Annotated in this window: 28 protein-coding genes and 1 pseudogene; 14 read left to right on the forward strand and 15 right to left on the reverse strand. The window is 72.2% G+C overall.

The window, feature by feature from the left end; genetic code table 11:
* Positions 1-50 precede the first annotated feature (50 nt).
* Entirely contained in the window at positions 51-1,541 is a 1,491-nt protein-coding gene (locus tag BZL64_RS02715; protein ID WP_086765740.1) for an FAD-binding protein, read from the forward strand.
* Between the two features lie 246 nt (positions 1,542-1,787).
* Here the strand turns inward: BZL64_RS02715 and BZL64_RS02720 are convergent, their stop codons facing one another.
* A complete protein-coding gene (locus BZL64_RS02720) occupies positions 1,788-2,072 on the reverse strand; it encodes a DUF2568 domain-containing protein (RefSeq protein WP_244205152.1) in 285 nt (94 codons plus the stop codon).
* A 296-nt stretch (positions 2,073-2,368) separates the two neighbouring features.
* Between BZL64_RS02720 and BZL64_RS02725 the strand changes: the two genes are divergently transcribed.
* Positions 2,369-3,121 carry a maleylpyruvate isomerase family mycothiol-dependent enzyme gene (locus BZL64_RS02725; RefSeq protein ID WP_086765742.1) on the forward strand — a complete coding sequence of 251 codons (753 nt, stop codon included), beginning with the start codon at positions 2,369-2,371 and terminating at the stop codon, positions 3,119-3,121.
* A gap of 37 nt (positions 3,122-3,158) precedes the next feature.
* On the opposite strand, the gene BZL64_RS41880 is transcribed toward BZL64_RS02725, so the two are convergent.
* Positions 3,159-3,566 (reverse strand): MarR family winged helix-turn-helix transcriptional regulator, encoded by a 408-nt coding sequence (locus tag BZL64_RS41880; RefSeq protein ID WP_086765745.1) that lies wholly within the window; start codon positions 3,564-3,566, stop codon positions 3,159-3,161.
* Positions 3,567-3,651: 85 nt separating this feature from the next.
* Between BZL64_RS41880 and BZL64_RS02735 the strand changes: the two genes are divergently transcribed.
* Together BZL64_RS02735 and BZL64_RS02740 are read left to right on the forward strand one after the other, a co-directional pair.
* On the forward strand, positions 3,652-5,142 hold the full coding sequence (locus BZL64_RS02735) for an MFS transporter (protein ID WP_086765746.1): 1,491 nt from the start codon (positions 3,652-3,654) through the stop codon (positions 5,140-5,142).
* A 68-nt stretch (positions 5,143-5,210) separates the two neighbouring features.
* The gene (locus BZL64_RS02740) at positions 5,211-5,552 is read left to right on the forward strand and encodes a DUF6332 family protein (RefSeq protein ID WP_086765749.1); all 342 of its coding nucleotides are present in this window, start codon (positions 5,211-5,213) and stop codon (positions 5,550-5,552) included.
* Here BZL64_RS02740 and BZL64_RS02745 read toward each other — a convergent pair.
* The 3 genes from BZL64_RS02745 to BZL64_RS02755 form a co-directional block, all read right to left on the reverse strand.
* Complete coding sequence (locus BZL64_RS02745) at positions 5,513-6,178, reverse strand: response regulator (RefSeq protein WP_086765790.1); 666 nt, start codon at positions 6,176-6,178, stop codon at positions 5,513-5,515. The two genes, BZL64_RS02740 and BZL64_RS02745, sit on opposite strands and share 40 nt — an antisense overlap.
* A 41-nt stretch (positions 6,179-6,219) precedes the next feature.
* Positions 6,220-7,449, reverse strand: a complete 1,230-nt coding sequence (locus tag BZL64_RS02750) for a sensor histidine kinase (protein WP_086765792.1) — start codon at positions 7,447-7,449, stop codon at positions 6,220-6,222.
* Positions 7,450-7,577: 128 nt separating this feature from the next.
* A complete protein-coding gene (locus tag BZL64_RS02755; RefSeq protein WP_086765751.1) occupies positions 7,578-8,267 on the reverse strand; it encodes a TetR/AcrR family transcriptional regulator in 690 nt (229 codons plus the stop codon).
* Positions 8,268-8,417: 150 nt separating this feature from the next.
* Between BZL64_RS02755 and BZL64_RS02760 the strand changes: the two genes are divergently transcribed.
* Complete coding sequence (locus BZL64_RS02760) at positions 8,418-8,876, forward strand: nitroreductase family deazaflavin-dependent oxidoreductase (protein WP_086765753.1); 459 nt, start codon at positions 8,418-8,420, stop codon at positions 8,874-8,876.
* Positions 8,877-8,979: 103 nt separating this feature from the next.
* Here BZL64_RS02760 and BZL64_RS02765 read toward each other — a convergent pair whose 3' ends face one another.
* Entirely contained in the window at positions 8,980-10,284 is a 1,305-nt protein-coding gene (locus tag BZL64_RS02765) for a geranylgeranyl reductase family protein (RefSeq protein WP_086765755.1), read from the reverse strand.
* Between the two features lie 134 nt (positions 10,285-10,418).
* Here BZL64_RS02765 and BZL64_RS02770 point away from each other — a divergent pair, with 134 nt between their 5' ends.
* Both BZL64_RS02770 and BZL64_RS02775 read left to right on the forward strand, forming a co-directional pair.
* Positions 10,419-11,774: a dipeptidase gene (locus BZL64_RS02770; protein WP_086765757.1), complete on the forward strand. Its 1,356-nt coding sequence runs from the start codon at positions 10,419-10,421 to the stop codon at positions 11,772-11,774.
* A gap of 65 nt (positions 11,775-11,839) precedes the next feature.
* Positions 11,840-12,555, forward strand: a pseudogene (locus BZL64_RS02775) (MBL fold metallo-hydrolase).
* 61 nt (positions 12,556-12,616) lie between these two features.
* Here the strand turns inward: BZL64_RS02775 and BZL64_RS02780 are convergent.
* The 3 genes from BZL64_RS02780 to BZL64_RS02790 form a co-directional block, all read right to left on the reverse strand.
* Positions 12,617-13,660: an NUDIX hydrolase gene (locus BZL64_RS02780; RefSeq protein ID WP_086765759.1), complete on the reverse strand. Its 1,044-nt coding sequence runs from the start codon at positions 13,658-13,660 to the stop codon at positions 12,617-12,619.
* A gap of 157 nt (positions 13,661-13,817) precedes the next feature.
* The gene (locus BZL64_RS02785) at positions 13,818-14,012 is read right to left on the reverse strand and encodes a hypothetical protein (RefSeq protein WP_086765761.1); all 195 of its coding nucleotides are present in this window, start codon (positions 14,010-14,012) and stop codon (positions 13,818-13,820) included.
* A 116-nt stretch (positions 14,013-14,128) separates the two neighbouring features.
* Positions 14,129-15,082 (reverse strand): ROK family protein, encoded by a 954-nt coding sequence (locus BZL64_RS02790; RefSeq protein ID WP_086765763.1) that lies wholly within the window; start codon positions 15,080-15,082, stop codon positions 14,129-14,131.
* A gap of 201 nt (positions 15,083-15,283) precedes the next feature.
* Between BZL64_RS02790 and BZL64_RS02795 the strand changes: the two genes are divergently transcribed.
* From BZL64_RS02795 to BZL64_RS02805, 3 genes are all read left to right on the forward strand, one after another.
* Positions 15,284-16,333 (forward strand): LacI family DNA-binding transcriptional regulator, encoded by a 1,050-nt coding sequence (locus BZL64_RS02795; RefSeq protein WP_086765765.1) that lies wholly within the window; start codon positions 15,284-15,286, stop codon positions 16,331-16,333.
* 79 nt (positions 16,334-16,412) lie between these two features.
* Positions 16,413-17,078 carry a hypothetical protein gene (locus BZL64_RS02800; RefSeq protein WP_425276009.1) on the forward strand — a complete coding sequence of 222 codons (666 nt, stop codon included), beginning with the start codon at positions 16,413-16,415 and terminating at the stop codon, positions 17,076-17,078.
* A gap of 86 nt (positions 17,079-17,164) precedes the next feature.
* A complete protein-coding gene (locus BZL64_RS02805; RefSeq protein WP_086765769.1) occupies positions 17,165-17,554 on the forward strand; it encodes a VOC family protein in 390 nt (129 codons plus the stop codon).
* A 67-nt stretch (positions 17,555-17,621) separates the two neighbouring features.
* On the opposite strand, the gene BZL64_RS02810 is transcribed toward BZL64_RS02805, so the two are convergent.
* Complete coding sequence (locus BZL64_RS02810; protein ID WP_086765771.1) at positions 17,622-18,926, reverse strand: DUF6986 family protein; 1,305 nt, start codon at positions 18,924-18,926, stop codon at positions 17,622-17,624.
* Positions 18,927-19,131: 205 nt separating this feature from the next.
* On the opposite strand from BZL64_RS02810, the gene BZL64_RS02815 reads away from it, so the two are divergent.
* On the forward strand, positions 19,132-20,061 hold the full coding sequence (locus tag BZL64_RS02815; protein ID WP_086765773.1) for an endonuclease/exonuclease/phosphatase family protein: 930 nt from the start codon (positions 19,132-19,134) through the stop codon (positions 20,059-20,061).
* A 73-nt stretch (positions 20,062-20,134) separates the two neighbouring features.
* On the opposite strand, the gene BZL64_RS02820 is transcribed toward BZL64_RS02815, so the two are convergent.
* The 4 genes from BZL64_RS02820 to BZL64_RS02835 form a co-directional block, all read right to left on the reverse strand.
* Entirely contained in the window at positions 20,135-21,097 is a 963-nt protein-coding gene (locus BZL64_RS02820) for an electron transfer flavoprotein subunit alpha/FixB family protein (RefSeq protein ID WP_086765775.1), read from the reverse strand.
* Positions 21,098-21,147: 50 nt separating this feature from the next.
* A complete protein-coding gene (locus BZL64_RS02825; RefSeq protein ID WP_086765777.1) occupies positions 21,148-21,936 on the reverse strand; it encodes an electron transfer flavoprotein subunit beta/FixA family protein in 789 nt (262 codons plus the stop codon).
* A gap of 218 nt (positions 21,937-22,154) precedes the next feature.
* Positions 22,155-22,664, reverse strand: a complete 510-nt coding sequence (locus BZL64_RS02830) for a flavin reductase family protein (RefSeq protein WP_086765779.1) — start codon at positions 22,662-22,664, stop codon at positions 22,155-22,157.
* A 213-nt stretch (positions 22,665-22,877) separates the two neighbouring features.
* Complete coding sequence (locus BZL64_RS02835; RefSeq protein ID WP_086765794.1) at positions 22,878-23,291, reverse strand: TlpA family protein disulfide reductase; 414 nt, start codon at positions 23,289-23,291, stop codon at positions 22,878-22,880.
* A gap of 75 nt (positions 23,292-23,366) precedes the next feature.
* On the opposite strand from BZL64_RS02835, the gene BZL64_RS02840 reads away from it, so the two are divergent.
* From BZL64_RS02840 to BZL64_RS02850, 3 genes are all read left to right on the forward strand, one after another.
* Entirely contained in the window at positions 23,367-23,780 is a 414-nt protein-coding gene (locus BZL64_RS02840; protein WP_086765781.1) for a DUF4395 domain-containing protein, read from the forward strand.
* 192 nt (positions 23,781-23,972) lie between these two features.
* Positions 23,973-24,701, forward strand: coding sequence for a lysophospholipid acyltransferase family protein (locus BZL64_RS02845; RefSeq protein WP_086765783.1), 729 nt, complete (start codon positions 23,973-23,975; stop codon positions 24,699-24,701).
* Positions 24,702-24,831: 130 nt separating this feature from the next.
* A complete protein-coding gene (locus BZL64_RS02850) occupies positions 24,832-25,854 on the forward strand; it encodes a hypothetical protein (protein ID WP_143662959.1) in 1,023 nt (340 codons plus the stop codon).
* Between the two features lie 10 nt (positions 25,855-25,864).
* On the opposite strand, the gene BZL64_RS39710 is transcribed toward BZL64_RS02850, so the two are convergent.
* A partial coding sequence (locus BZL64_RS39710; protein ID WP_086765786.1) for a hypothetical protein occupies positions 25,865-26,767 on the reverse strand: 903 nt, incomplete at its 5' end.

Consider the following 26,767-nt stretch of genomic DNA (forward strand, 5'->3'; position numbering starts at 1 on the left):
AGATCTGACGATTTTGAAGATTCCGTGAAGATGGAGAGGTGGAAGTGCGCATGCCCCGCACACCGTCAAGACGTACCGTTCTGCGTGGACTCACGGTCACCGGAGCGGCCGTGATCGGCTTCGACCCGGCCGCACGTGCCTGGGCCTCGGACGCCGACGCCGCCGCGGAGGCCGCGGAGACCGACGCGCGACTGGCCGGCATCCCGCGCCTGGACGGCACGCTCCTCAGGGACGACGCCTCGCTCAGCGCCGCCTCGGACGACTACGGGCACATCGTGCACCAGCGCCCCGCGGCCGTCCTGAGGCCGGGCTCGGTCCGCGACGTCGTCGCCATGGTCCGGTTCTGCAACGAGCACTGCGTGCCGGTCGCTCCGCGCGGCCAGGGGCACGCCCCGTTCGGCCAGGCCCAGGTGCCGGGCGGCCTGGTCATCGAGACCACGCCCCTCGCGGCCATCGGTCCGGTGGGACCGGACAGCACCACCGTCACCGTCGGCGCGGGCGCCCGGTGGAGCGAGGTGGCCAGGGCCACCCTCGCCCACGGCCTCACCCCGCCCGTCTTCACCGACTACATCGAACTCTCCGTCGGCGGCACGCTGTCCGTGGGCGGCCTCGGCGGCCAGACCCACCGACACGGCGCCCAGGTCGACAACGTCACCGAACTGCGGGTCGTCACCGGGGCGGGCGAGCTGGTCCGCTGCTCACCGACCCGTCGCCCCGACCTCTTCCACGCCGTCCTGGCCGGCCTCGGCCAGTGCGGGATCATCGTCGAGGCCACCCTGCGCCTGGTCCCCGCGCCGGCGAACGTACGCCACTACCACCTGACCTACGACGACCTGGCGACCTTCCTCGACGACCAGCGCCTCCTCGTCCAGGACGGCCGCTTCGACTACGTCGAGGGCCAGGTCACCGCGGACGCCGCCGGCGCCTTCCGCGTCTACACGCTGGAGGCGGTGGCCTACGGCCCGCCGGCCGGCCCCGCCCCGGACGACGCGACGCTGCTGCGCGGCCTGCGCCACACGCCCTCCGGCGTGCGGTACGAGGACCGGTCGTACTTCGACTTCCTGGACCGGCTGGCCCCCCTCGTCGCCATGCTGAAGGAGGCCGGCTTCTGGAGGTACGCGCACCCGTGGCTGAACCTCATGGTGCCCGGCACGTCCGCCGCGGGCGTGAGCGCACCGCTCCTGGACGCGCTCACCCCGGCCGACGTGGGCCCCGGCGTCATCCTTTTCTACCCCCTGCTGCGCGAGCGTCTCACCACCCCGCTGCTGCGCACCTCGGACGAGCCGGTGTCGTATCTCTTCGACATCCTGGGCGCGACCCCGCCCGACGACACCGCGGCCGTCGACGGCCGCCTGGCCGCCAACCGTTCCGCCTACGAGGCCGCCGCCGCGGCAGGCGGCACCCAGTACCCCGTCGGCAGCATCCCCTTCACCCCAGCGGACTGGCGAACCCACTTCGGTCCGGCCTGGCCCGCACTGAAGGCGGCGAAGCAGACGTACGACCCGCGGGGGATCCTGGTCCCGGGCCAGGGCATCTTCTGACACGTGTCCGCGCGGCCGGTGAAGCGGTCGGCGGGGCGGGCCGGCCGGCAGCGTGTGCCGGCCGGCGGCGAGAACTGGTCCACCGCACCGACCAGGGCGCCGGGTGGGCCAGTTCGAGGCCGCGGCCGTGGATGTCGCCAGCCGGAGACCCTGATCCCGGCGGCGCGCGACGGGCAGCCGGGGTGGCGATGACCGCGTGCGGCCCGCTGCCGGGTCCGAGAAGGCGACGGCCGGGCCCGCACGGACTCAGTGCCTGAGCAGCCACAACACCCGGTCCCACGACACCAGGTGGTACACGACCAGCACACCGGCGAGCAGCACGCCCTGTGTGCGAGATCCCGCCGCGTACAACGCCGTCGCACCGCCGAAGAACACTGCCAGCTCCAGCAGGAGCCTCAGTGGGCCAGGCGTCGCGATCACCGTCCCTCCGGACCGGGAGGCGTCTGCGGGGGTGGCGAACACTCCCCACAGCACGGCCACGGGAACGGCGACGACGGCGACGTACCGCAGGGGGCGGACGGCGTGACCCACGACCAGATCCCGAAGCAGACAAGAGCCGCCGGCTCCAACGCGAACCTCACACCGAGAGCCAATGGGTGAAAGCCGTACCCGGACGACATACGCGCAACGCCTTCCGCCGAAGCCCCGCCATGATCACAGATCGCGGTACAGCCGGCTCAAGAACCGGAGAAGAAGGAGGACCTGCCAGAAAGCAGCGCCGCACGGGCGCCGCCTTCCGCCGCCGCCACGGCGCACGGGCTTCCCACCGGCGTCGAACCGGCATCTCCCGTCCCCTCGACCGCACTTCATCCGGCACACTCACCCCCATGGAGACCGTCGAGTTCATCCGCATCCTCGATCATCAGGGCCGCTCCCTCGCCGCCGCCGCAGGGGAGGCGGGGCCCGGGGCCAAGGTGCCGACCTGTCCGGACTGGCAGGTTCAGGATCTGTTGCGGCACACGGGCATGGTGCACCGGTGGGCGACGTCGTTCGTCGCCGAGGGGCGTACCGTGCCGCACTCCGGGGACGGTCTCCCGGATCTCGACGGCGGCGAGCTGCTGGACTGGTTCCGTACGGGCCATCGGCGGCTGGTCGACGTGCTCGCCTCCGCACGCGCGGACGTGGACTGCTGGCACTTCCTGCCCGCGCCCTCGCCGTTGGCGTTCTGGGCCAGGCGGCAGGCGCACGAGACGGCCGTCCACCGCGTGGACGCGGAGTCGGCGCGCGGGGTGGCGCCCGAGGAGATCGCCGCCGCGTTTCCCCGCGCCTTCGCGGCTGACGGCATCGACGAGTTGCTGTGCGGCTTCCACGCCCGCGCGAAGAGCAAGGTGCGCACCGAGGAGCCCCGCGTCCTGCGGGTCCGGGCGACGGACGCGGACGCGGACGACGCGGTGTGGACCGTACGTCTGTCCGCGGGGCCTCCGGTGACGGAGCGCGGCAGCGAGGGGGACGCGGACTGTGAGCTGTCCGGGCCCGCGTCGCTGCTCTACCTGTCGTTGTGGAACCGGTTGCCGTATCCGGCCGTCAGCGGCGACGCCTCGCTGGCGCAGCTGTGGCGGGAGAAGTCCGCCGTGATCTGACGCCGACTCCGACTCCGACACTGACGCCGAAGTGCGGTCAGTCCGAGTCCGTCAGCATGCGCGAGAGCACCGAGCGTTGCACGGGGAGCACCTCGCCGTGCAACTCGCGCCCCCTTTCGGTGAGCGCCACCCGGACTCCCCGGCGGTCCTCGGGACACATCGCGCGCCCGACGAGACCGTCCTTCTCCAGCCGGGCGATCAGGCGTGACAAGGCGCTCTGGCTCAGGTGGACCCGCTCGGCGATCTCCTGGACGCGGAAGTCGCAGGCGCCGGCCGGGGCGGTTCCGGAGAGGACGTCGAGCACCTCGAAGTCACTGGCGCACAGGCCGTGTCCGTGCAGCGCGCGGTCGAGTTCGCACTGGGTGCGAGCGTGCAGGGCGAGCATCTCCCGCCACTGTTCCACGAGCGCCTGTTCGACCGCTTGTTCGCCCTTGTCCGCCGCCATGGCGGCACGTTAGCAGAGAAACCAATTGATTGCATCAGAATTAAATGGCCTTGCATTGAATGCATGCGCATGTAGTGTCTTCGGCATGACCTCTCCGCTCCCCTCCCCCGCGATCCCGTCCCCGGCGGTTCGCTGGACTCCCCGGCTGTGGGGCACACTGCTGGTGCTCTGCGCCGCGATGTTCCTCGACGCCCTGGACGTGTCGATGGTCGGCGTCGCTCTGCCGTCCATCGCCTCCGACCTCGGCCTCAGCACCTCGACCCTGCAATGGATCGTCAGCGGTTACATCCTCGGCTACGGCGGCCTGTTGCTCCTCGGCGGACGCACGGCCGACCTGCTCGGCCGACGCCAGGTCTTCCTCGTCGCCCTCGGTGTCTTCGCGCTCGCCTCCCTGCTCGGCGGCCTCGTCGACTCGGGTCCGCTGCTGATCGCCAGCCGGTTCATCAAGGGCCTGAGCGCGGCCTTCACCGCCCCGGCGGGCCTGTCGATCATCACGACGACGTTCCCGGAAGGCCCCCTGCGCAACCGCGCGCTCTCCATCTACACCACCTGCGCCGCCACCGGCTTCTCGATGGGCCTGGTCCTCTCCGGCCTCCTCACCGAGGCCAGTTGGCGCCTCACCATGCTGCTCCCCGCACCGATAGCCCTGGTCGCCCTCGTGGTCGGCCTGAGGCTGCTGCCGCGCAGTGAGCGCGAGCAGGGCCACAGCGGGTACGACATCCCCGGCGCCGTCCTCGGCACCGCGTCGATGCTGCTGCTGGTCTTCACCGTCGTCCAGGCGCCCGAGGCCGGCTGGACCTCGGTCCGCACGCTGCTGTCCTTCCTGGCCGTCGCCGTCCTGCTGACCGTGTTCGTCCGGGTCGAACGGCGCTCGCCCGGCCCGCTGATCCGGCTCGGCGTACTGCGCTCGGGCAGCCAGATCCGCGCCCAGCTCGGGGCGATGGCGTTCTTCGGCTCCTACGTGGGCTTCCAGTTCCTGGCCACGATGTACATGCAGAACCTGCTGGGCTGGTCTGCGCTGCACACCGCGCTCGCGTTCCTGCCGGCGGGTGCGCTGGTGGCGCTGTCCTCGACGAAGGTCGGCTCGGTCGTGGACCGCTTCGGCACCCCGCGGCTGATCGTGACGGGCTTCGCGTTCATGGTCGTCGGCTACGCACTGTTCCTGCGCGTCGACCTCGACCCGGTGTACGCGGCGGTCATCCTGCCCAGCATGCTGCTGATCGGCGCGGCCTGCGCGCTGGTCTTCCCCTCGCTCAACATCCAGGCCACGAACGGCGTGGCGGACCACGAGCAGGGCATGGTGTCCGGCCTGCTCAACACGTCCGTCCAGGTGGGCGGCGCGATCTTCCTGGCCGTGGTCACCGCGGTGGTGACCGCGGGTGCCCCGGCCGACCCCACTCCACAGGCCGTACTGGACAGTTACCGTCCCGGTCTGATGGTGGTCACGGGTGTCGCCGCCCTCGGCCTCCTGATCACCCTTCCCGGCCTGCGCACCCGCCGCACGCGCGGCTCGGTCCTGGTCGCCGGTTCCACCGTGGAGGAGGCGAGCGCGGAACGGGTTCCCGTCCGCGACTAGGGGGACGCCTCCGAAGGGCGCCCGGCGGGCTGTTGCCCCGCCGGGCGCCCTCCTGTGAGACTCCCCGCATGACCGGTTACGGGGGACGCCGCACTCAGGCGCAACGGGACGCGATCACCGTCGAGATCGGGTACGCGCTGCTCAGCGCGGCCTTCGCGGCGGCGGTGCTGTTCGGCGCGGTCGCCGGGCCGGCGCTGCTGTTCCAACTCCCGGACACCGTCGAGATGGTGCTCCTGCGGGTGGGACTCCTCGCCGCGCCGGTGCTGTTCCTGGCCCGAGTGGTGAGCGTTCTCATCCGGTTCCCCGAGCGACGGTTCCCCGAGCGACGCGGGGTCGGCCACACCGACGGCGAAACCGGGCGCCCCGGCGGTCAGCCCAGCCAGCCGGGCCGTACCAGCCCCGACTCGTAGGCGAGCACGACCAGTTGGGCCCGGTCGCGGACGCCCAGCTTCACCATGGTGCGGCTGACGTGGGTCTTCGCGGTGAGGGGGCTGACGACCAGACGGCGGGCGATCTCCTCGTTGGTCAGACCGATCCCGACGAGCGCCATCACCTCCCGTTCCCGCTCGGTGAGCCGGGCCAGCTGGGAGTCGGCCGCGGGTTCCTTGGAACGGGCGGCGAACTCCGCGATGAGCCGTCGCGTGACCCCGGGCGACAGCAGGGCGTCCCCGGCCACCACCGCCCGTACCGCGCGCAGGAGTTCCTCCGGTTCCGTGTCCTTGACCAGGAAGCCCGAGGCGCCGGAGCGGATCGCCTCGAAGACGTACTCGTCCAGCTCGAAGGTGGTGAGCATGACCACCCTCACGTCGTCGAGGGCGGGGTCGCCGGTGACCCGGCGGGTCGCGGCCAGCCCGTCGAGGCGCGGCATCCGGATGTCCATCAGGACGACGTGCGGCCGCAGTTCGCGCACGAGCCGCACCGCCTCCTCGCCGTCGGCGGCCTCTCCGGCCACCTCGATGTCCGGCTGGGCGTCGAGCAGCGCCCGGAACCCGGCGCGGACCAGTGACTGGTCGTCGGCCAGCAGTACGCGGATCACCGGGACCTCCTCGGTGTCGGTGGGGGACGGCACCGGGCGGCTCACCGCTGCGGCCCGGACGCCGTCGGCAGGACGGCGAGCACGCGGAACCCGCCGTCGTCCCTCGGGCCCGCCTCGATCGTGCCACCCAGCGCCGCGGCCCGCTCCCGCATTCCGGCCAGGCCGTTGCCGCTGCCTCCCGCGTCCGTGCCGACGGCCGGCCCGTCGTCGTCGATCCTCAGCCGCAACGCCCCGCCCGCCTGATCGAGGTGCACGCGCGCGTGGCGGGAACCCGAGTGCCGTACGACGTTGGTCAGAGCCTCCTGGACGATGCGGAACGCGGCGAGGTCGGTGCCGGGCGGCAGCGGGGGCGGCTTCCCCGTGACGTCGACGGTGAGCCCGGCCCGCGCCGCCTGCTCCACCAGTTCGGGCAGCCGGTCCAGGCCGGGTGCGGGGGCGCGCGGGGCGTCACCGGGGGTGCGCAGGGTGTCGAGCACCTGGCGCACGTCGCCGAGCGCCTCCTTGCTGGCCGCCTTGATCGTGGTGAGCGCGGTGCGCGCCTGTTCCGGATCGGAGTCGAGGAGCGCGAGACCCACCCCCGCCTGCACGTTGATGACGGAGAGGCTGTGGGCGAGGACGTCGTGCAGCTCGCGGGCGATCCGCAGCCGCTCCTCGTCGGCGCGCCGCCGCGCGGCCTGCGCGCGCTCGGCACGCTCCCGGGCCCACTGCTCGCGCCGGGTCCTGGCCAGCTCCGAGACGGCGACGATGACCACGACCCAGGTGGCGACGACGATCTCCTGGGCGAAGGAGGCGGGCCGGTCCCCGGACGGCGGCAGCCACCGGTACAGCCAGTGCGCGACCAGCAGATGTACGGCCCACAGCACGCCCAGGGCCGTCCAGGCGGCCCGGCGGTGACCCGCGACCACGGCGGCGAAGCAGGCCACCGCGACGGTCAGGAGGACCGGCCCGTACGGGTAGCCGGCGCCCAGGTAGACGGCGGTGACGGCGGCCGTACCGAACACGACGGGCACCGGATGCCGGTGCCGCCACAGCAGCAGGCCCGCGGCGACGGTCAGCAGCACGCGCGCGAAGGGGTCGAGCGCGGCACGTTCGGCCTGCTGCTCGTGGGCGGCGAAGTTCGAGCCGATGAGCACGAACGCCGTGAGCAGGACGGTGGACCGCCAGGGCCAGTGGCTGCCCGGTGCCTCGTCCTCGCGGTGTCCCGGCCACGGCGGCCCGTGCCGCCACCACCGCACCGGCCCGCCACGCTCGCGCACCCGCTGCTCGTCCATGTCCGCCACGCTAGACGCCTCGGGCCGGCACGGACGTCAGCCGGACGAGGTGATCGCGGGTACTCCCGGTGAAGTACGACCGGACCCGCGGGGCAGCGGTGGCCCCGCTCCGGGACCGCCTGGTTCCTCTACACGAGCCCCACTCCCCTGGCCAGCCCCGTCGCCGCATGGCGGAAGAACGGCTCGCGGTCCTCGACCATGCGGTTGAACTGGCCGAACACCTCGAAGCCGACCAGCCCGTACAGCTGGGCCCAGGCCGCGACCAGCGCGGTGGCGGTCTCCGGGGAGAGGTCGGGGGCGACATCGGCCGTCAGTCGCTCGGCCTCGGCACGCAGTTCGGCGGGGAGGGGCGGCGCGGCCGGCGGGGCGGCGCGGCCCGCGTCCCGTGCGATGCCGATCAGCAGGAGTCCGACGCGGGAGGCGGCGGGGACGGTCGTCCGCGGCGCGTTGTAGCCGGGCACCGGCGTGCCGTAGATCAGGGCGTACTCGTGCGGATGCGCCAGCGCCCAGCCGCGTACGGCCTCGCAGACCGCGACCCAGCGCCGGACGGGCTCGGCGTCCGCGACGGCGGAGTGCGCGGCCTCCGCGCTCTCGCCGAGGGAGTCGTAAGCGTCGATGATGAGGGCGGTGAGCAGGTCGTCGCGGCTCGGGAAGTAGCGGTACAACGCGGAGGAGACCATGCCCAGTCGGCGGGCGACACCCCGCAGGGAGAGCTTGGCGGCCCCCTCGGCGGCGAGCTGCCGGCGGGCCTCCTCCTTGATGGCGGCGGTGATTTCGATCCGGGCGCGGGCGCGGGCCCCTTGGGTGGTGCTGCTCATGGCCCCAGTGTCCCACGAGACGGGAGCAGTGCACACAATCAAGAGCGGCGAACTAAAACGAGATCGGTGCTCTTGCTTTGGGACGTCGATGCGTGCAGACTTCTTCCCAGAGCGAGAGCAGTGCTCACACTTACCGCCCAGGAGGCATCCATGTCCGCCGCCCACGTCAAGAAGCCCGGCTGGTTCACCGTCAATGTCTTCAACCGGGCCGTGGCCTGGCTGACCCGCCGCGGGCTGAGCGTGTGGGGCTCCAGGGTCCTGGCGGTGCGCGGCCGCAAGAGCGGTCAGTGGCGGACCACGCCCGTGAACCTGCTGACGGTCGACGGCGGACAGTACCTCGTGGCGCCGCGCGGACACGTCCAGTGGACGCACAACATGCGCGCGGTCGGCGGCGGCGAACTGCGCCTCGGCAGAAAGGTCGACGAGTTCACCGCGGCCGAGGTCGGCGACGACGAGAAGGTGCCGCTGCTGCGCGCCTACCTCAAGCGCTGGAAGGCGGAGGTCGGCGTCTTCTTCAACGGAGTCGGCCCCGACTCCCCGGACGCGGACCTGCGCCGCATCGCCCCGGACCACCCGGTGTTCCGGATCACCGTCACCCAGAGCCGGTGATCCGTGCCGTCCGGCCCGCTCACCATGGCGGCCGGACACGCCGGTGACCGGCCCCGTCGTCCGTCACGGGAGCCGGGCGGGCGGCGGCTCAAGAAGCGGCGCCTCAGGAACCGGCCTCCTCGGCCCCGTCCTTGTCCGCACCGACGCTCGTGCCTGCGCCTGCACCTGCACCGGTGTCCGTGCTCGCCGCCGCGGCTGCCTGCCGCCGGTCCACCGCGTTGAGGGCACGCTGGGCGAGCGGGTGCGAGCGCACGAGTTCGCCGAGGGTGGTCCGGCCGCGGGTGATGTCCGTGAACGCACGCCAGGCCGGGCGCACGCCGGTGAGAGCCGCGTGGAACAGGCCCGGACGCCGCTCGAAGAGGGCCAGCATCCGCTTGCCCACGCTCATCTCCACGCCGAGGCCCGCCTTGATCGCGAAGGCGTAGTTGAGGGCCTGCCGGCGGGCGTCCACCGCGTCGTGCGCCTCCGCGATGCGGACCGCCCACTCGCCGGCGAGCCGGCCCGAGCGCAGCGCGAAGGAGATCCCCTCGCGGGTCCACGGCTCCAACAGGCCCGCGGCGTCCCCGCACACCAGCACCCGCCCGCGCGAGAGCGGCGAGTCGTCGGCGCGGCAGCGGGTCAGGTGGCCGGAGGAGATGCTCGGTTCGAAGCCGGCGAGGCCCAGCCGGCCGATGAAGTCCTCCAGGTACCGCTTGGTGGCGGCGCCCTCGCCGCGCGCGGAGATCACCCCGACCGTCAGCGTGTCCCCCTTGGGGAACACCCAGCCGTAACTGCCGGGCATCGGGCCCCAGTCGATGAGAACCCTGCCCTTCCAGTCCTCGGCGACCGTCTCGGGCACCGGGATCTCCGCCTCCAGGCCGAGATCGACCTGGTCGAGCTTCACGCCGACGTGCGCCCCTATGCGGCTCGCGCTGCCGTCGGCGCCGATGACCGCCCGCGCCAGCACGGCCTCGCCGCCCTGGAGGACGACCGCGACCGTGCGCCGGTCGGGCACGGCCGAGCCGTGCTGTTCGACCCGCGTGACCGTGGCGCCGGTGCGCAGTTCGGCGCCGGCCTTCTGGGCGTGCTCGACGAGCTGCTGGTCGAACTCGGGCCGGTTGATCAGCCCGAACAGCATCTGCCGTGAACGGCGGGTGCGGGTGAAACGTCCGTTGTTGGAGAACGTCACCGCGTGCACCCGGTCCTGGAAGGGCAGCTCGAAGCCCGGTGGGAGGGAGTCACGGGAGGGACCGATGATGCCGCCGCCGCACGTTTTGTAGCGGGGCAGCTCCGCCTTCTCCAGCAACAGGACGCGCCGCCCCGCGACCGCCGCCGCATAGGCGGCCGAAGCCCCCGCGGGTCCCGCGCCCACCACGACGACGTCCCACACCTGCTGCACGTCGTCCGCCGAAGAGTTCTCGCTGCTCACGATGGTCTACTGCTCCCGATCAAGCCGCCTGCCGCACCTGTCCCCCGCATCCTACGACCGAGATCGCCACGGTCGGCTGTGGGAGGATCGGCAACACCCATCAGTACAACGTCGCACCCACAAGGAGCGTGCCCATGTCGTCGAATCCGGTCGCCGAGACCGTCGCCTCGCTGATGCCCACGGCGAAGGCGGAGCTCACCGAACTGGTGGCGTTCAAGTCGGTGGCGGACTTCGACCAGTTCCCACGCACCGAGAGCGAGGCCGCGGCGAACTGGATAGTCGCCGCCCTGCGCACCGAGGGCTTCGAGGACGTGGCCCTCCTCGACACGCCGGACGGCACGCAGTCGGTGTACGGCTTCCTGCCGGGGCCCGAGGGCGCGAAAACGGTTCTGCTGTACGCGCACTACGACGTGCAGCCGCCGCTGGACGAGGCCGGCTGGGTCACGCCGCCCTTCGAGCTGACCGAGCGCGACGGCCGCTGGTTCGGGCGGGGCACCGCCGACTGCAAGGGCGGCTTCATCATGCACCTGCTGGCCCTGCGCGCCCTGAAGGCGAACGGCGGGGTGCCGGTCCATGTGAAGGTGATCGTCGAGGGCTCGGAGGAGCAGGGCACGGGCGGTTTGGAGCGGTACGCCGAGGAACACCCGGAACTGCTCGCCGCCGACACCATCGTGATCGGCGACGCGGGCAACTTCCGGGTCGGTCTGCCCACCGTCACCTCCACGCTGCGCGGCATGACCATGATGCGGGTGCGGATCGACACCCTGGCGGGCAATCTGCACTCCGGCCAGTTCGGCGGCGCCGCCCCCGACGCGCTGGGTGCGCTGATCCGCGTACTGGACTCGCTGCGCGCGGAGGACGGCTCGACGACGGTGGACGGCCTGACCGACGCCCCGGCGTGGGAGGGGCTCCAGTACGACGAGGAGCAGTTCCGCAAGGACGCCAAGGTCCTCGACGGCGTCACCCTGATCGGTTCCGGCACGGTCGCCGACCGGATCTGGGCCCGTCCCGCGGTCACCGTCCTCGGCATCGACTGCCCGCCGGTCGTGGGCGCGACCCCGTCGGTGCAGTCGAGTGCCCGTGCGCTGATCAGCCTGCGGGTGCCGCCGGGTGTGGACGCGGCGGAGGCGACGAAGCTGCTCGAAGCTCACCTGGAGGCGCACACGCCCTGGGGGGCGCGGGTCCAGACCGAGCAGATCGGTCAGGGCCAGCCGTTCAGCGCCGACACCACCAGCCCGGCGTACGCGGCGATGGCCGAGGCGATGGCGGTGGCCTATCCCGGCCAGGAGATGCAGTACGCCGGCCAGGGCGGCTCCATCCCGCTGTGCAACACCCTCGCGGCGCTCTACCCGCGCGCCGAGATCCTCCTGATCGGCCTGAGCGAGCCGGAGGCCCAGATCCACGCGGTCAACGAGAGCGTCTCCCCGGAGGAACTGGAGCGCCTTTCGGTGGCGGAGGCGCTGTTCCTGCGCACGTACGCGGCGAGCTGAGCCGCGCGCTCTGCTCTCGGCAGAGGGCCTCGCCCGGCGGGCGGGGCCCTCTCTACGGTCGTCCCATGGACGTCATCGCGCTCCTCCCCCGGCTGCACCTGCTGCGTTTCCCGGTCGGCCAGGCCTATCTCTGGCACGACGCCGACGAGTTGACGCTCGTCGACGCCGGGCCACCCGGCTCCGGCCACGCGATCGCCGACGCGGTCACCGCCCTGGGGCACGATCCGGCGGCCGTAAGGCGGGTGGTGCTCACCCACTTCCACGAGGACCACGCGGGCGGGGCGGCCGAACTGGCGGCCCTGACCGGGGCGCAGGTGCTGGCGCACGCCGCGGACGCGGCGGTACTGCGCCGCGAGGTCCCGGCTCCGGAACCGGTGTTGGAGGAGTGGGAGCGCCCGTTGCACGCCGCCGCGTTACGGCACCTGCCCGTGCGTGAGGTCGAACCTCCCGCACGGATCAGGGGGTTGGCCGACGGCGATGTCCTCGCCTTCGGCGGCGGAGCGCGCGTGGTCCACGTCCCCGGTCATACGGACGGCAGCATCGCCCTCCATCTGCCGGCCCCGGCGTGCTGTTCACGGGGGACACCGTGGCCGCCTCCCCCGTCGACGGGTCGGTGATGCCGGGCGTGTTCAACCTGGACCGGAACCTGACCGTCACCGCGCTCCACCGGCTCGCCGCACTCGACGCGGACGTGGCCTGCTTCGGCCACGGCGCCCCACTGACCCGGCGGGCGTCCGCCGCACTGCGCGAAGCGGCTGACAGCCACCGCCCCACGCCCTGAGGGTGAGGATCATGCCCCGGCCCCGCGCCTCACCGCCTCACCGCCTCACCGCCTCACCGCCTCAGCCGAGGGGAACCCCGGCCTCCAGATAGAGCGCGGCGCCCCGCTCACGCGCCCGCAGTGCCCAGCGCAGCCGCTCGTAGCGGACCGGGGGCAGCAGGGCGGCGGCCTCCTCCTCGGTGACGAAGCGCCAGCCGCGCAGTTCGGGGCCGGGCAGGAGCAGGCCCTTGGCCGCCGCGGAGTCGAGCCGGCCACCGTCGAAGAGCAGGCGCAGGCCGCCGTATCCGGGAGGCATCGGCCGCTCCCAGTCGACGACGAGCAGCCGGGGTACGTCGTCCAGCCGGACGCCGGTCTCCTCCTCGACCTCGCGCATGCCCGCGCGCGCGGGCGCCTCGCCCCGCTCCACGACCCCGCCGGGGAACTCCCAGCCGGGCTTGTAGGTCGGGTCGACGAGCAGGACGCGGTCCCGCTCGTCGAAGAGCAGCACCCCGGCGGCCACCGTCTCGGCGGTCGGCTCGGGGGTCTGCACGATGTCGCAGGCGCCCACCGACCCGCTGCCGACGGCCTCCGCGATGCGCACGGCGGTCTGGTACGGCGTGAGGTCGCTCGAGTCGACCGGGTGGGCGTCCGCGGTGAGCCAGCCGGCGAGGGCGGCGCGGTACGGCTCGATGTGGTCGTACGACCACTGCCGCACCCGTATCTCGGCGTCGGGGAGGTCGGGCGGGAGTTCCCGCTCGGCTATTCGCTGGCGCAGGATCGTTTCCGCCGGGGCCAGCAGCACATGCTGGACGGCGATCCGGCGGGCGGCGAGGCCACCGAAGATCTCGTCGCGGTACTCCTGGCGCAGCAGGGTCATGGGGACGACGAGGGTGCCGCCCAGCTCCCCGAGGAGCGCCGCCGCGGTGTCGATCACGAGCCGGCGCCAGATCGGCAGGTCCTGGAAGTCGCCGACCTCGGCGAGTCGTTTCGGCGGCAGCAGCTGCGGGAGCGCCGCCCCGACGACTTCGGGGTCGAAGAGCGTGCTGTTCGGGATCAGGTCGATCAGTTCCCGTGCGGTGGTCGTCTTTCCCGCACCGAACGCGCCGTTGATCCAGACGACGGTCACGTTTCCCCCTCTGCTGCCGGCCCCTGTGGCCTGCCCGCTCCACCCTGCCACGGAAACCGGCTCCCGTTGAGGGCGCGCGAACGCCGCGGCGCCGGTCCCGGCGGGTGGGGACCGGCGCCGCGGCCGGGTGGGGAAACCGTCGGTCGGGCGGAATCCGTCAGTCGTTCTGGCCCAGGGCGTTCTCGTCGACCGCGAGGCTCTCGCTGGCGATCGTGTGGTCGAGGGTGCTGAGGGTGTCCCCCACGTTCAGTCCGTCGAGGTCCTCACCGCCGTGACCGTGCGAGGGGGTGATCGCCGCGACGACGAAACCGGTGGCGAGGGAGGCGATGGCGAGCATGCTGCGCTTCTTCATGCCCGGATCAACTGCGCAGCCCGCGTGAGGTCACGCACCGGCCGCGACACACCGCGGAGCGGACCGCACTCCCTGGCGAGGGAACGTTCCTGCGGACAGGCCGTCCCAGGCTCCGCTCAGACCCCGGCCGCCGTCACCTCCGGCCCGCTCGCCAGCGCCGCGGCGGCCGCCCCCACCAGGCCGGCGTCGGTACTCATCTGCGCGGGCACCACGGCCAGGTTCCGCACGAAGGACAGGGTGGCGTAGTCGGCGAGGGACCGCCGCAGGGGCGTGAACAGGACGTCGCCCGCCTTGCCCACACCGCCGCCGATCACCGCGATGTCGATCTCGACGAGGGTCGCGGTGGCGGCGATACCGGCGGCCAGGGCCTGCGCCGCCCGCTCGAAGGAGGCCACCGCGACGGGGTGACCCGCACGGGCCGCGGCGGCCACGGCGGCGGCGGAGGTGTCGCCGTCCGGGCCGGGCAGCCAGCCCTTCTCCAGGGCGCGCCGGGCGATGTTCGGCCCGCTGGCGATGCGTTCCACGCAGCCGCGCGCCCCGCACGGGCACGGGTCGCCGTCGAGATCGACGCTGATGTGGCCGATGTGCCCGGCGTTGCCGGTGGGGCCGGGGTGCAGCCGGCCGCCCAGGACCAGACCGCCGCCGACGCCGGTGGACACCACCATGCACAGGGCGTTGTCATGGCCGCGGGCAGCGCCCTGCCAGTGCTCGGCGGCGGTGATCGCCACACCGTCGCCGATCAGCTCGACGGGGAGGTTCCCGGTGGCCGCCCGTACCCGCTCGACCAGCGGATAGTCCCGCCAGCCTGGCACGTTGACGGGGCTCACCGTGCCGGCGGAGGCGTCCACCGGGCCTGCACTGCCGATGCCGAGGGCGCGGGCACGCCCCCACAGCGGCGAGGCCGCCAGGTCCCCGAGCACCTCCTCGACGGCCCGCATCACGGTGCCGCCGTCCTGCTGGGCGGGCGTGGGCCGCTGGGCGCGGACCAGGATCGCGCCGTCGCCGTCCACGAGCGCGCCGGCGATCTTGGTGCCGCCGATGTCCAGTGCGGCCACGAGGTCGGTGTGCATCAGTCTCGGTTCTCCCCGTCAACCATCGAGAAAAGGGCTGGCCGGTCCAGCGGTGGGGACGTGGGCCGGGATTGCGGTGGACAGTCTCTCCCGCATCTGACAACGTTGTCCAGGCCCTATGCTCGTCGGCACATCCTCACCCGCCTCCACGGACGCAAGCACCGCCGGCGTCGCCATGGACCACAGGACAGGACCCGCACCGTGCCCGAGACGCCCCGCCGCGCAGTCGGCATCGCCGCGAACCGCTACGGCAATCGTCCCACCATGAAGGATGTGGCGGCCCGCGCCGGGGTCGGGCTGAAGACCGTCTCCCGCGTGGTGAACGGCGAGCCGGGGGTCACGCCGGAGACGGAGCGGCGCGTCCAGGAGGCCATCGACGCGCTCGGCTTCCGCCGCAACGACAGCGCGCGCGTCCTGCGCAAGGGCCGCACCGCCACGGTCGGCCTGGTCCTCGAAGACCTCGCCGACCCGTTCTACGGCCCCCTCAGCCGGGCCGTGGAGGAGGTGGCGCGGGCACACGGCGCGCTGCTCATCAACGGCTCCAGCGCCGAGGACCCCGACCGGGAACAGGAGCTGGCGCTGGCCCTGTGCGCGCGCCGGGTGGACGGCCTCGTCGTCATCCCGGCCGGTGACGACCACCGCTATCTGGAACCGGAGATCAGGGCGGGCGTGGCGACGGTGTTCGTGGACCGGCCCGCCGGGCGGATCGACGCCGACTGCGTGCTGTCGGACAACTTCGGCGGGGCCAGGGCGGGCGTCGCCCACCTCGTGGCGCACGGGCACCGCAGGATCGGCTTCATCGGGGACATGCCCCGCATCCACACCGCGGCCGAGCGGCTGCGGGGCTACCGGGCGGCGATGGAGGACGCGGGGATAGCCGTCGAGGACGCCTGGACGTCCCTGGGCGCCACCGATCCCTGGCGGGTCCGCCGGGCCGCCGAGCAGATGCTGTCCGGGCCCTCGCCGGTCACCGCCGTCTTCTCCGGCAACAACCGGGTGACGGTCACCGTGATCCGGGTGCTCGCGGAGCAGAGCCGCGCTGTCGCCCTCGTGGCCTTCGACGACCTGGAGCTGGCCGACCTCCTCCAGCCGGGCGTCACGGTGGTCGCACAGGACGCCGCCGCCATCGGCCGTACCGCCGCTGACCGGCTGTTCCGGCAGCTGGACGGCACTCAGATCGCGCCCGAGCGCATCGAACTGCCCACCCGGCTCATCACCCGCGGCTCGGGCGAGCTGCCCCCGGCGGACTGAGCCCGGCGTGGAACAGCCCGAGGAGGACCGCACGCTGGAGGCGCTGGGCCTGGCCGACGCCCCGCGCGACCACCCGCTGATGTACCCCGGCGTCTGGCCGGCGGAGTCCGGACTGCTGGACGGGGACCGGCTGTTGCCGCTGGACCGCCTGACGTTCCCGGACCGGACCCCCCTCCTGGCCGTCGGCTCCAACGCCTGCCCCGGTCAACTGCGGCACAAGATGGCCGAGTTCGGCCTCACCTCGCCGGTCCCCATGGTCCGGACCCGGGTCACGGGCATCGACGTGGGCGTGTCGGCGCATGTGAGCATCCTGGGTTACGTGTCCGCGTCCCCCGTCCGCGCGCCCGGTGTCACACGGGAGTTGTTCGTCATCTGGCTGGACGCCGAGCAGCTCGCCGTCGTCGACGCCACCGAGCCGAACTTCGACCGGGTCCGACTGCCCGAACGGTCGGTACGCGTCGAACTCGGCGACGGCGGGACCCTCTCCGGGGTGTTCGCGTACGTCAACCGTCACGGGGTCCTGCACAACGGGGACGGAGTGCCGCGCAGCCATCCGGGACAGCACGCCCTGATCAGCGAACTTCTCACGGTCTCCACCGAGTTGAGGCGGATGTTCGGCGTGACGCCGGAGGAGTTCTGCGTCCGCGCCAGGGCCGACGCGCGGCTCTGCGCGCGCGGTACCCAGCTGTTCGCGAAGGAGAAGATGGTGACGCGTTCCGGACTGGAGCACCTCCGCGTCCGTTAGGATCATCACACGGCATCGCGTGTCGGTCACCGACTGGGTGAGGCATGGAGGTGCCCGTGAGTTTGCCTTACGGAGGCATTCCACACATGTCTGTAGAGCTGAACCACACGATCGTCCACTCCCGTGACAACCGGGAGTCCGCCGAGTTCCTCGCCCACATCCTGGGACTCGAAGTCGGGGCCGAGTGGGGCCCGTTCATCCCGGTCGACACCAGCAACGGCGTCACCCTCGACTTCGCCACCGTCCCGGCGGAGTCCATCACCATGCAGCACTACGCGTTCCTCGTCTCCGACGAGGAGTTCGACGCGGCGTTCGCGCGGATCAGCGAAGCCGGGATCACCTACTTCGCCGATCCGCACGGGAAGCAGCCGGGTGAGATCAACCACCACCACGGCGGCCGGGGCCTGTACTTCATGGATCCCGCCGGGCACGGGATGGAGATCATCACCACTCCGTACACCTTTCCCGAGCAGTAGCCGGGACTGAACGCCGACGGCCGGCCGGAGCAGCTCACGCTCCGGCCGGCCCTCGCGCTTTCCGGCGTTACTGCCCGGAGGCCGTCAGGTCGCCCCGGCGGGGGGCCGCGAAGCCCTCCAGAGCGGCCCGCGTGAGCCCGGTCGCGTCGGTCACCTCGGCCGCGTCGAGAGCGCCGCAGTCCAGGCCGCGCAGCAGGTAGCCGCCGAGGGCCTTGGCGGTCGCCGGCTCGTCCATCACGTCGCCGCCGGCCCGGTTGGCGTACCGGGAGAGCCGTTCCGCCGCCTGCGCGAACCCCTCGCGGTAGAAGGCGAAGACCGCCGCGTAGCGGGTCGGGATGTGGCCGGGGTGCATGTCCCAGCCCTGGTAGTAGGCGCGGGCGAGGGCACGGCGGGTGAGGCCGTAGTGCAGGCGCCAGGCGTCGTGGACCTGGCCGGTGGGGCCGACCGGCAGGACGTTCGTGGAGCCGTCGCAGACGCGTACGCCGGTGCCGGCGGCGGCGACCTGCATGACGGCCTTGGCGTGGTCGGCGGCCGGGTGGTCACTGGCCTGGTGTGCGGCGGAGACACCGAGGCAGGCGCTGTAGTCGAAGGTGCCGTAGTGCAGGCCGGTGGCGCGGCCTTCGGCGGCCTGGATCATGCGGGCGACGGTGGCGGTGCCGTCGGCGGCGAGGATGGCCTGGCTGGTCTCGATCTGGATCTCGAAGCCGAGCCGGCCGGGAGCGAGTCCGCGCGTCTTCTCGAAGGCCTCCAGGAGCCGGACCATCGCGGTGACCTGCTCGGGGTAGGTCACCTTCGGCAGGGTGAGCACCAGCCCGTCGGGCAGGCCGCCGGCCTCCATCAGGCCGGTGAGGAAGATGTCCAGGGTGCGGATGCCCCGGTCGCGGACGGCGGCCTCCATGCACTTCATGCGGATGCCCATGTAGGGGGCGGCCGTGCCGTCGGCGTACGCCTCGGCGATCAGCCGGGCGGCGCGGGCCGCCGCCTCGTCCTCCTCGGCGTCCGGGCGGGGGCCGTAGCCGTCCTCGAAGTCGACGCGCAGGTCCTCGACCGGCTCGCGTTCCAGCTTGGCGCGCACGCGCGCGTACACGGGCTCGGCGAGTTCACCGGACAGGCCGAGGACGGCGGCGAACGACGCGGCGTCCGGGGCGTGTTCGTCGAGGGCGGCGAGGGCCCGGTCGCCCCAGGAGCGGAGGGTGCCGGCGGCGAAGGCGTCAGCGGGGACGTAGACGGTGTGGACGGGCTGGCGGGTGCCGGGGTCGCCGGGGTAGCGGCGTTCGAGTTCGGCGTCGACCGGGGCGAGGGAGGCGCTGATCTCCTCGCTTACGGCACCCGCGAGGCTCGTCGACACCGTCTCCTGCTGACCCTGACCCATTCCCACACCCTTCTGTTTTCCGCTGTACGGAATCAACAATCCGTTGAATGAAGCTAACCGTGGGCTTCTCGTGGGTCAACACCCTGTCCACGCCCTGGGCCCTCGCGCCTTCCCTTCCCTCTCTCCGGCCCCTGCCGCCGCGAGGCCCCCTTCCGTTCGCACGTTCGTACAATCACCCTGGCGTACGAGGGTGAAAGGGGGCCACTTGGCGGACAGCACAGGACTCACGCGGCGCACGGGACTGAGGACCGTGGCGGCCGCCGCCGTCGGCGTTCCCCTGATCGGCACCCTCCGGGCCTCTTCGGCCGTCCGGGTCTCCCCGGCCGAAGGCAAGTCGATCAGAGAGGCCGCCGTCGTCCCGGACCTGGACGTCATGACCTACAACCTCCGGTTCCCCAGCACGAAGGAACCCCACAGCTGGGCGGCCCGCCGTCCGGTGATGCGCGCCCTGCTGCGCGCGGCGGCACCCCACGTCATCGGCACGCAGGAGGGCGAACCACCCCAGCTGCGCGACATCCAGGCCGATCTGGGACCCCACTACGACTGGATCGGCACCGGACGCGGCGGGGGCGACGAGGAGTCGATGGCCGTCTTCTACGACACCCGGCGGCTCGCCCCGGCCGAGCACGCCCACTTCTGGCTCTCCGACACCCCGGCCGTACGCGGCTCCAACACGTGGGGCGGGGCCCATCCCCGCATGGTCACCTGGGTCCGGTTCCGCGATCTCAAGGCGGCCGGGCGGCAGTTCTGCCTCGTCAACACCCACCTCGACAACGCCGGCCAGTACGCCCGTGAACGCGCCGCCGCGATGATCGTCGAGCGGCTCGCCGCGTTCGATCCCGACCTGCCCCTGCTGGTGACCGGCGACTTCAACGCCGCCGCGCACCGCAGCGCGATCCACGACACCCTGCTCGGCGGCGGCCTCGTCGACACCTGGGACACGGCGGAGCGGCGCGGCCCGGCGTACGGGACGTTCCACGCCTACCGGGGTCCGCAGCCGGGCGGGGACCGCATCGACTGGATCCTGGCGACGCCGGGGATCACGGTCCGCAGGACGTGGGTCGACACCTTCTCGCTGGACGGCCGGTACGCCAGCGACCATCTGCCGGTGTGCGCCTCGGTGAGCCTGGGATGAGATGACGACGGGACAGGCCGAGGCCCCCGTGACCGGCTCGGTCACGGGGGCCTCGTACAGCGGCGCTCGGGGATCAGCCCTTGCGGGTGTTGATCTCCTCGGTGAGCTGGGGGACGACGTCGAAGAGGTCGCCGACGACGCCGTAGTCGACGAGGTCGAAGATCGGGGCCTCGGCGTCCTTGTTGACGGCCACGATCGTCTTCGAGGTCTGCATGCCGGCGCGGTGCTGGATGGCGCCGGAGATGCCGTTGGCGATGTAGAGCTGCGGCGAGACGGACTTGCCGGTCTGGCCGACCTGGTTGGTGTGCGGGTACCAGCCGGCGTCCACCGCGGCACGCGAGGCGCCGACGGCCGCGCCGAGCGAGTCGGCGAGGGCCTCGATGATCGCGAAGTTCTCCGCGCCGTTGACGCCACGGCCGCCGGAGACGACGATCGCGGCCTCGGTCAGCTCCGGACGCCCGGTCGACTCGCGCGGGGTGCGGCCGGTGACCTTGGTGCCGGTCGCCTGGGCGGAGAAGGTCACCGCGAGGGCCTCGACCGCGCCGGCGGCCGGAGCGGGCTCGACGGCGGCACTGTTGGGCTTGACGGTGATGACCGGGGTGCCCTTGACGACACGGGAGGTGGTGGTGAAGGAGGCGGCGAACACCGACTGGGTGGCCACCGGGCCCTCGTCACCGGCCTCGAGGTCGACGGCGTCGGTGATGATGCCGGAGCCGGTGCGCAGCGCGAGGCGGGCGGCGATCTCCTTGCCCTCCGCGGAGGAGGACACCAGCACCGCAGCCGGGGAGACGGCCTCGACGGCGGCCTGGAGGGCGTCCACCTTCGGTACGACGAGGTAGTCGGCGTACTCGGAGGCGTCGTGCGTGAGGACCTTGACCGCACCGTGCTCGGCGAGGACGGCGGCGGTGTCGGCGGCGCCGCTGCCCAGGGCCACGGCGACGGGCTCGCCGATACGGCGGGCCAGGGTCAGCAGCTCCAGGGTGGGCTTGCGGACGGCACCGTCCACGTGGTCGACGTAGACGAGAACTTCAGCCATGGGAATGCTCTCCTGCGAAACGAAGTTGAGGGGCGGTCGGCGAAGGGCCTTTAGATGAACTTCTGGCCCGCGAGGAACTCGGCGAGCTGCTTGCCGCCCTCGCCCTCGTCCTTGACGATCGTGCCGGCGGTGCGGGCCGGACGCGCGGTCGCGGACTCGACCTTGGTCCAGGCACCGTCCAGGCCGACCTCCTCCGCCTCGATGTCGAGGTCGGACAGGTCCCAGGACTGAACCGGCTTCTTCTTGGCGGCCATGATGCCCTTGAAGGACGGGTAACGCGCCTCGCCCGACTGGTCGGTGACCGACACGACGGCCGGCAGGGAGGCCTCCAGCTGCTCGGAGGCGGCGTCGCCGTCGCGGCGGCCCTTGACGGTGCCGTCCTCGACGGAGACCTCGGAGAGCAGGGTGACCTGCGGGACGCCCAGGCGCTCGGCGACCAGGGCCGGAACCACACCGGCGGTGCCGTCGGTGGAGGCCATGCCGGAGATGACCAGGTCGTAGCCGGCCTTCTCGATCGCCTTGGCCAGCACCAGCGAGGTGCCGATGGCGTCGGTGCCGTGCAGATCGTCGTCCTCGACGTGGATCGCCTTGTCGGCGCCCATGGACAGGGCCTTGCGGAGCGCGTCCTTGGCGTCCTCGGGGCCCACCGTCAGGACGGTGATCTCCACGTCGTCGTCGGAGTTCTCGGAGATCTGCAGCGCCTGCTCGACCGCGTACTCGTCGAGCTCGGAGAGCAGACCGTCCACGTCGTCCCGGTCGACGGTCAGGTCATCGGCGAAGTGCCGGTCGCCAGTGGCGTCGGGCACGTACTTCACAGTGACAACGATCCTCAAGCTCACGCCGGCTCTCCTACTGCATCGTCAGTTCTGGCTGCCTTCTTTCAGGCAGCATAGGCGCCACAAGCGGCCGATCCCGATCGGGGCGGCCTGCGCCCCGAACGAAATATTACTCGTCAGTACACCCAGTTCCTGCCCGCTAAGCAAGCGCTTTGAACTGTGACCTCCGCAACGCAGCGTAATCGGAATGCGCGGGCCCCCGCAGGAGCGCCGGACAGTGATCAATCCCGCAGAGCGGTGAAACGCCCCTGGTGGTAGAGCAGCGGCCGGCCGGTGCCCGCGGGGTCGCCCAGGACGACCTCGGCCAGCACGATCCGATGGTCGCCCGCGGGCACGCGCGCGACGACCCGGCACACCAGCCAGGCCAGCACGTCGTCCAGCACCGGAACGCCCTCGGGGCCCGCACGCCAGGACGTCGGCGCGCCGAACCGGTCGGCGCCGCTGCGCGCGAAGGTCGCGGCCAGCTCCCGCTGGTGGTCGCCGAGTATGTGCACGCCGACATGGCCGGCCGCGGAGACCGCAGGCCAGCTGGAGGCGCCGGTGCCGATGCCGAAGGACAGCATCGGCGGCTCGGCGGAGACGGAGGTGAGGGACGTGGCGGTGAAACCGACCGGCCCGCCGTCGCCGGGAGCCGTGATCACGGCCACGCCGGCCGCGTGGCGGCGGAAGACCGAGCGCAGCAGGTCGGGGGAGGCGAGCTGAGGGGTACCGAGATCGGGCGTGGCCGTCATGAGGTCGTCCTGGTCCTTCTGCCGGGGGTGAGAAGCGGATGCGTGGCTGCTCAACGGCCCGGACAGCGCGCGCTCGCGGTACGGACGAGGTCGACGTGCGCCCGTCCGTGGAGAAGGAGTTCCTCAGGCATACAGTCAGGCTGACGATAGGTGGCGCGTGCAGTCAAGCGCGTTCCGGTATCCGGGAGCCGGCTCACCGTCGGCGGCACGGACTCACACCGCCTCACCCAGGGCCGCGATCACATCGGCCTTGCGGGGCTGTCCGCTGGCCCGGCGCACGACGTGGCCGTCGGCGTCCAGGACCAGCACGGTCGGGGTCTTGAGGACGGCGAGTTCCCGGACGAGGTCGAGGCGCGCCTCCGCGTCGATCTCGATGTGGGTGACACCGGGGACCAGGTCCGCCACCTCGCCGAGTATCCGGCGGGTCGCCCGGCAGGGCGCGCAGAAGGCGCTGGAGAACTGCACGAGCGTCGCCCGCTCGCCCAGTTCACCACCCAGCCGGTCGGCCCCGAGCCGCTGTCCGTCGTCGCGCCCGCGCACGCGCACCCTCCCGCTCCGCCGTCGGTGCACCACTCCGTAGGCGCTCGCCATCGCGAGCACCGCCACGCACACCATGAGTCCGTTCATCATCCGCACAAGCATTCACCAGACTGCAAAGATTCCCGGCTCCCCCTGGCGTCTCCCATACGGAATGCTTGATTCATGGACATTGATGCGAGAGGGCCGCGGTTCGGGGCGGCCGTCACGACCGTCGTACTGGCGGTCGTGCTGATCACCGGGAACCCGTGGCTGCTGGCGTGGCAGACGCTGGCGTTCGCGCTCGGCGCGGCCGGCGGGGTCGGCCGCTCGCCCTACGGCTGGGCGTTCCGGGTGGCCGTCCGCCCGAGGCTCGGGCCGCCCACCGCGTTCGAGGCGCCGCAGCCGCCGCGGTTCGCGCAGGCGGTGGGGCTGGCCTTCGCGGGTGTGGGTCTGCTCGGTTTCGCCCTGGGCGCCGACTGGTTGGGGCTGGCGGCGACCGGGGCGGCGCTCGCGGCGGCGTTCCTCAATGCCGCTTTCGGGTACTGCCTGGGCTGCGAGATGTACCTGCTCGTACGACGGGTGACGGTACGAGCGTAGTAAAGGCGAGCTAAAGCCCCAGGTGGATCAAGGGAGCGGACGTGACGAGAATCTCGCGGTTGACGGGCGCGAAGACTGGCTACCCGGCCGTTCTTCGGGCACGATCTGCGAGATGCCGTAAACCTACGGCTGCGTAACTTTGCCGCCGGGGAGCCGCTCCCGGGCAGAGATCAGGAAGGGTTCGCCTCGCCCATGGCAGAGCTTGTCTACCGCCCCGTCGTCGGCCTCGCACAGACACTGTTCAAGGTGTGGGACCTCAAGATCGACTGCCAGGGGTCGGAGAACATCCCGCGCTCGGGTGGAGCCGTGCTGGTGAGCAACCACATCAGCTACCTCGACTTCATCTTCAACGGCCTCGCGGCGCTCCCGCAGAAACGTCTCGTTCGTTTCATGGCGAAGGAGTCCGTCTTCCGCCACAAGGTCTCCGGCCCGCTGATGCGCGGCATGAAGCACATCCCGGTGGACCGCAAGCAGGGCGAGGCCGCCTACGCCCACGCCCTGGACTCGCTGCGCTCCGGTGAAATCGTCGGCGTCTTCCCCGAGGCCACCATCTCGGAGTCGTTCACGCTGAAGACCTTCAAGTCCGGCGCCGCGCGCCTGGCCCAGGAGGCGGGCGTGCCGCTCGTGCCGATGGCCGTGTGGGGGACACAGCGGCTGTGGACCAAGGGCCACCCGCGCAACTTCAAGCGCAGCCACACCCCGATCACCATGCGGGTCGGCGAGGCGCTCGAAGCGTCCCGCGACAAGTACGCGGGCGCGATCACCCGTCAGGTGCGCGAGCGGGTCCAGGAGCTGCTGGAGGCCGCCCAGCGCGCCTACCCGGTCCGCCCCAAGGACGCGAACGACACCTGGTGGATGCCGGCCCATCTCGGCGGTACGGCCCCGACGCCGGAGCAGGTGCGCGCGGCCGAGGCCCGCTGACCTCCGCCCCCGCCCCCGGGGACCGGCGCGGCAGCCGATAAGGTCCCGGCCAGGAACCGGAAGCCCGGAGCCCGCGGCCCGGTGCGGCCGCCGGCCGGGCTTCGTCTGCCGACGCGCTACGGGGGCGAGGATGCGGCGCTGGATCAAGGTGTCGATAACGGCCGTGCTGGTACTCGGCCTGGCCGGCTGGATCGCCCGGCCGTACGTCGACGAATGGTGGACGATCCGCACGGCCTGCGACGGGGCGCTGCCCGGCGACGCCGTACGCGACCTGCTTCCCGAGGACGCGGGGGTGACGGACACCGCCTCGGGCGGGGTGGAGGAGCTGGGCGACTACCGGTGCGAGGTCACCGTCTCGGAGGACGGCCGTAACGACTGGCCGCTGCTCAACCTCCGTGCCTACACGTTGCGAGACGACCAGGACCGCGAGTTCCTGTGGCTCTTCCCGAAGAGCGGGTTCGGCCCGCAGATGGCGATGCCCGAGGGGCTGCCCGGGTTCATCGGCCGCTATGGCGAGCTGGATTTCCTGCTGCCCTGCCCCACTCTGGGGAAGGACGCGGACGGTCGGCAGCGCAAGATGCTGGTCAGTGCCCGGATCGGCCAGCGCGCCTCCTGGCGCCGGCCCGCCTCCTACGAGGTGGCCGTCGCCTTCGTCAACTCCGCCTCGGAGCAACTGAGATGCGGTGCGCGGCCGCTGAAGGCGCCGAAGGGGGTCAGCCCGGTCGACCCCGAGAAGGACAAGCCGAAGAGGGTTCCGCTCTCAGCCGCCCGTGACACTCCCTGTGGCTGGCTGGCCGACGCCGGGCTGCCGGATCCGACGCGCTGGAGGCTCGACGCCCAGCTCAACGACGGGGCGCCGACCGGCCGTTGCGACGTCAGTCTGGGGGACGACCTCACCGACGGCGACACCAAAAGGATGAACTTCGTCGCCTGGTTCGGTGACTGGAGCGATCGCCTCGTGACCGAGAACGCATCCTTCGCCCCGACGCTGGCGGCGAGTGCCCGCTGCGGTGGTGAAGCCGCCCACTTCGCGTTCGACTCCTCCGACGGCATCCCCGGCGTCGACGCGGCGAAGCAGCGAGCGCTGCTGGACGCGTTCGTCCGGGCTCAGGCGGAGCAGCGGGGCTGCACAGAGGTGAAGGCCGTCGGCTGACGGCCCGACGTCATCTGGTCGTCTGGAGCACCCACACGTAGCGGTTGTCGATGATCTGCCGCAGGGAGGCGGCGCGTGCCGCCGGAATCCGACGGGCCGCCGCCCAGGCGTCCAGCACGGTGTCGAGCTGGTGCCGGGCGTCCATGAGGTTCTCGTCCCCCCGGCCCGAGGGCTTGCGCGCGGCGATGGAGGCCATCGGCGGCCGGCTGGTCAGCTGCCGCTCATCCGCCAGGTAGACGCCGGGGGTGTGACGGCGTACGGCCGCGTCGAAAGCGGTGAGGTCGGGGATGGTGCCGTTGCGGGCATACAGGGACCGGTAGCCCATCAGGACGCCGATCCGGTCCGCCATGTGCTCCAGGTCGTAGTGGATCCAGGTCGTCCGAGGCGAGGGGTAGTACTTGGTCGGCTTCGGTTGGTATGCGGGGTCGGTGCCCTGCCCGTCGAGCCGTTCCAGGTAGTAGGCGAACCATGCGCGCTCGGCGGCGTACAGGATCGCGAACGCCTGGGGATCCTTGGCGAGTTCGGCGATGAGACCCCTCGGGTCGGCCTTGTCCCGCGTGTAGGGCCGGGCGTGCTCGAAGTCGGCATGCGCCTCGCCGGGGGCGAGGAATCGACCGTAGGTCGTCCAGCCCTTCTCGTTCGGCCGGGTCGACTCGGCGGGAACGGCGGGAAGGACGGCCTCGTCGTCGGAGCCGAGGTACCGGTGCTGGTCGACGACGTACTGCGCGAGCATGCGGGCCACACCGGGTGCCATGCCGTCGGGAAGTTCGACGTCGTTCAGAGCGGCGACCACCCCGAAGGCGGCGCGCGCCTGGGCGAGGGTGTGCGGTGTGTCCGGGCCGGTGGCGCGGGTGGCCGCGTCCACGACCGCGCCGAGTGCCTGCCCGCCGTCCGGGCAGGGGTGTTCGTGTGC

This window comes from Streptomyces bobili (assembly GCF_002154575.1).
GTDB classification, from domain to species: Bacteria; Actinomycetota; Actinomycetes; order Streptomycetales; family Streptomycetaceae; genus Streptomyces; species Streptomyces bobili.

Bases quoted from the DNA above. Each gene is read 5' to 3' on its own strand.
- BZL64_RS02785 (WP_086765761.1), bottom strand. From the start codon at position 14,012: ATGAAGAAGCGCAGCATGCTCGCCATCGCCTCCCTCGCCACCGGTTTC.
- BZL64_RS02830 (WP_086765779.1), bottom strand. From the start codon at position 22,664: ATGACGGCCACGCCCGATCTCGGTACCCCTCAGCTCGCCTCCCCCGAC.
- BZL64_RS02845 (WP_086765783.1), top strand. From the start codon at position 23,973: ATGGCAGAGCTTGTCTACCGCCCCGTCGTCGGCCTCGCACAGACACTG.
- BZL64_RS02755 (WP_086765751.1), bottom strand. From the start codon at position 8,267: ATGAGCAGCACCACCCAAGGGGCCCGCGCCCGCGCCCGGATCGAAATC.
- BZL64_RS02735 (WP_086765746.1), top strand. From the start codon at position 3,652: ATGACCTCTCCGCTCCCCTCCCCCGCGATCCCGTCCCCGGCGGTTCGC.
- BZL64_RS02820 (WP_086765775.1), bottom strand. From the start codon at position 21,097: ATGGCTGAAGTTCTCGTCTACGTCGACCACGTGGACGGTGCCGTCCGC.
- BZL64_RS02840 (WP_086765781.1), top strand. From the start codon at position 23,367: ATGGACATTGATGCGAGAGGGCCGCGGTTCGGGGCGGCCGTCACGACC.
- BZL64_RS02740 (WP_086765749.1), top strand. From the start codon at position 5,211: ATGACCGGTTACGGGGGACGCCGCACTCAGGCGCAACGGGACGCGATC.
- BZL64_RS02805 (WP_086765769.1), top strand. From the start codon at position 17,165: ATGTCTGTAGAGCTGAACCACACGATCGTCCACTCCCGTGACAACCGG.
- BZL64_RS02850 (WP_143662959.1), top strand. From the start codon at position 24,832: ATGCGGCGCTGGATCAAGGTGTCGATAACGGCCGTGCTGGTACTCGGC.
- BZL64_RS02790 (WP_086765763.1), bottom strand. From the start codon at position 15,082: ATGCACACCGACCTCGTGGCCGCACTGGACATCGGCGGCACCAAGATC.
- BZL64_RS02835 (WP_086765794.1), bottom strand. From the start codon at position 23,291: ATGAACGGACTCATGGTGTGCGTGGCGGTGCTCGCGATGGCGAGCGCC.
- BZL64_RS02770 (WP_086765757.1), top strand. From the start codon at position 10,419: ATGTCGTCGAATCCGGTCGCCGAGACCGTCGCCTCGCTGATGCCCACG.
- BZL64_RS02750 (WP_086765792.1), bottom strand. From the start codon at position 7,449: ATGGACGAGCAGCGGGTGCGCGAGCGTGGCGGGCCGGTGCGGTGGTGG.
- BZL64_RS41880 (WP_086765745.1), bottom strand. From the start codon at position 3,566: ATGGCGGCGGACAAGGGCGAACAAGCGGTCGAACAGGCGCTCGTGGAA.
- BZL64_RS02725 (WP_086765742.1), top strand. From the start codon at position 2,369: ATGGAGACCGTCGAGTTCATCCGCATCCTCGATCATCAGGGCCGCTCC.
- BZL64_RS02800 (WP_425276009.1), top strand. From the start codon at position 16,413: ATGTACCCCGGCGTCTGGCCGGCGGAGTCCGGACTGCTGGACGGGGAC.
- BZL64_RS02715 (WP_086765740.1), top strand. From the start codon at position 51: ATGCCCCGCACACCGTCAAGACGTACCGTTCTGCGTGGACTCACGGTC.
- BZL64_RS02810 (WP_086765771.1), bottom strand. From the start codon at position 18,926: ATGGGTCAGGGTCAGCAGGAGACGGTGTCGACGAGCCTCGCGGGTGCC.
- BZL64_RS02760 (WP_086765753.1), top strand. From the start codon at position 8,418: ATGTCCGCCGCCCACGTCAAGAAGCCCGGCTGGTTCACCGTCAATGTC.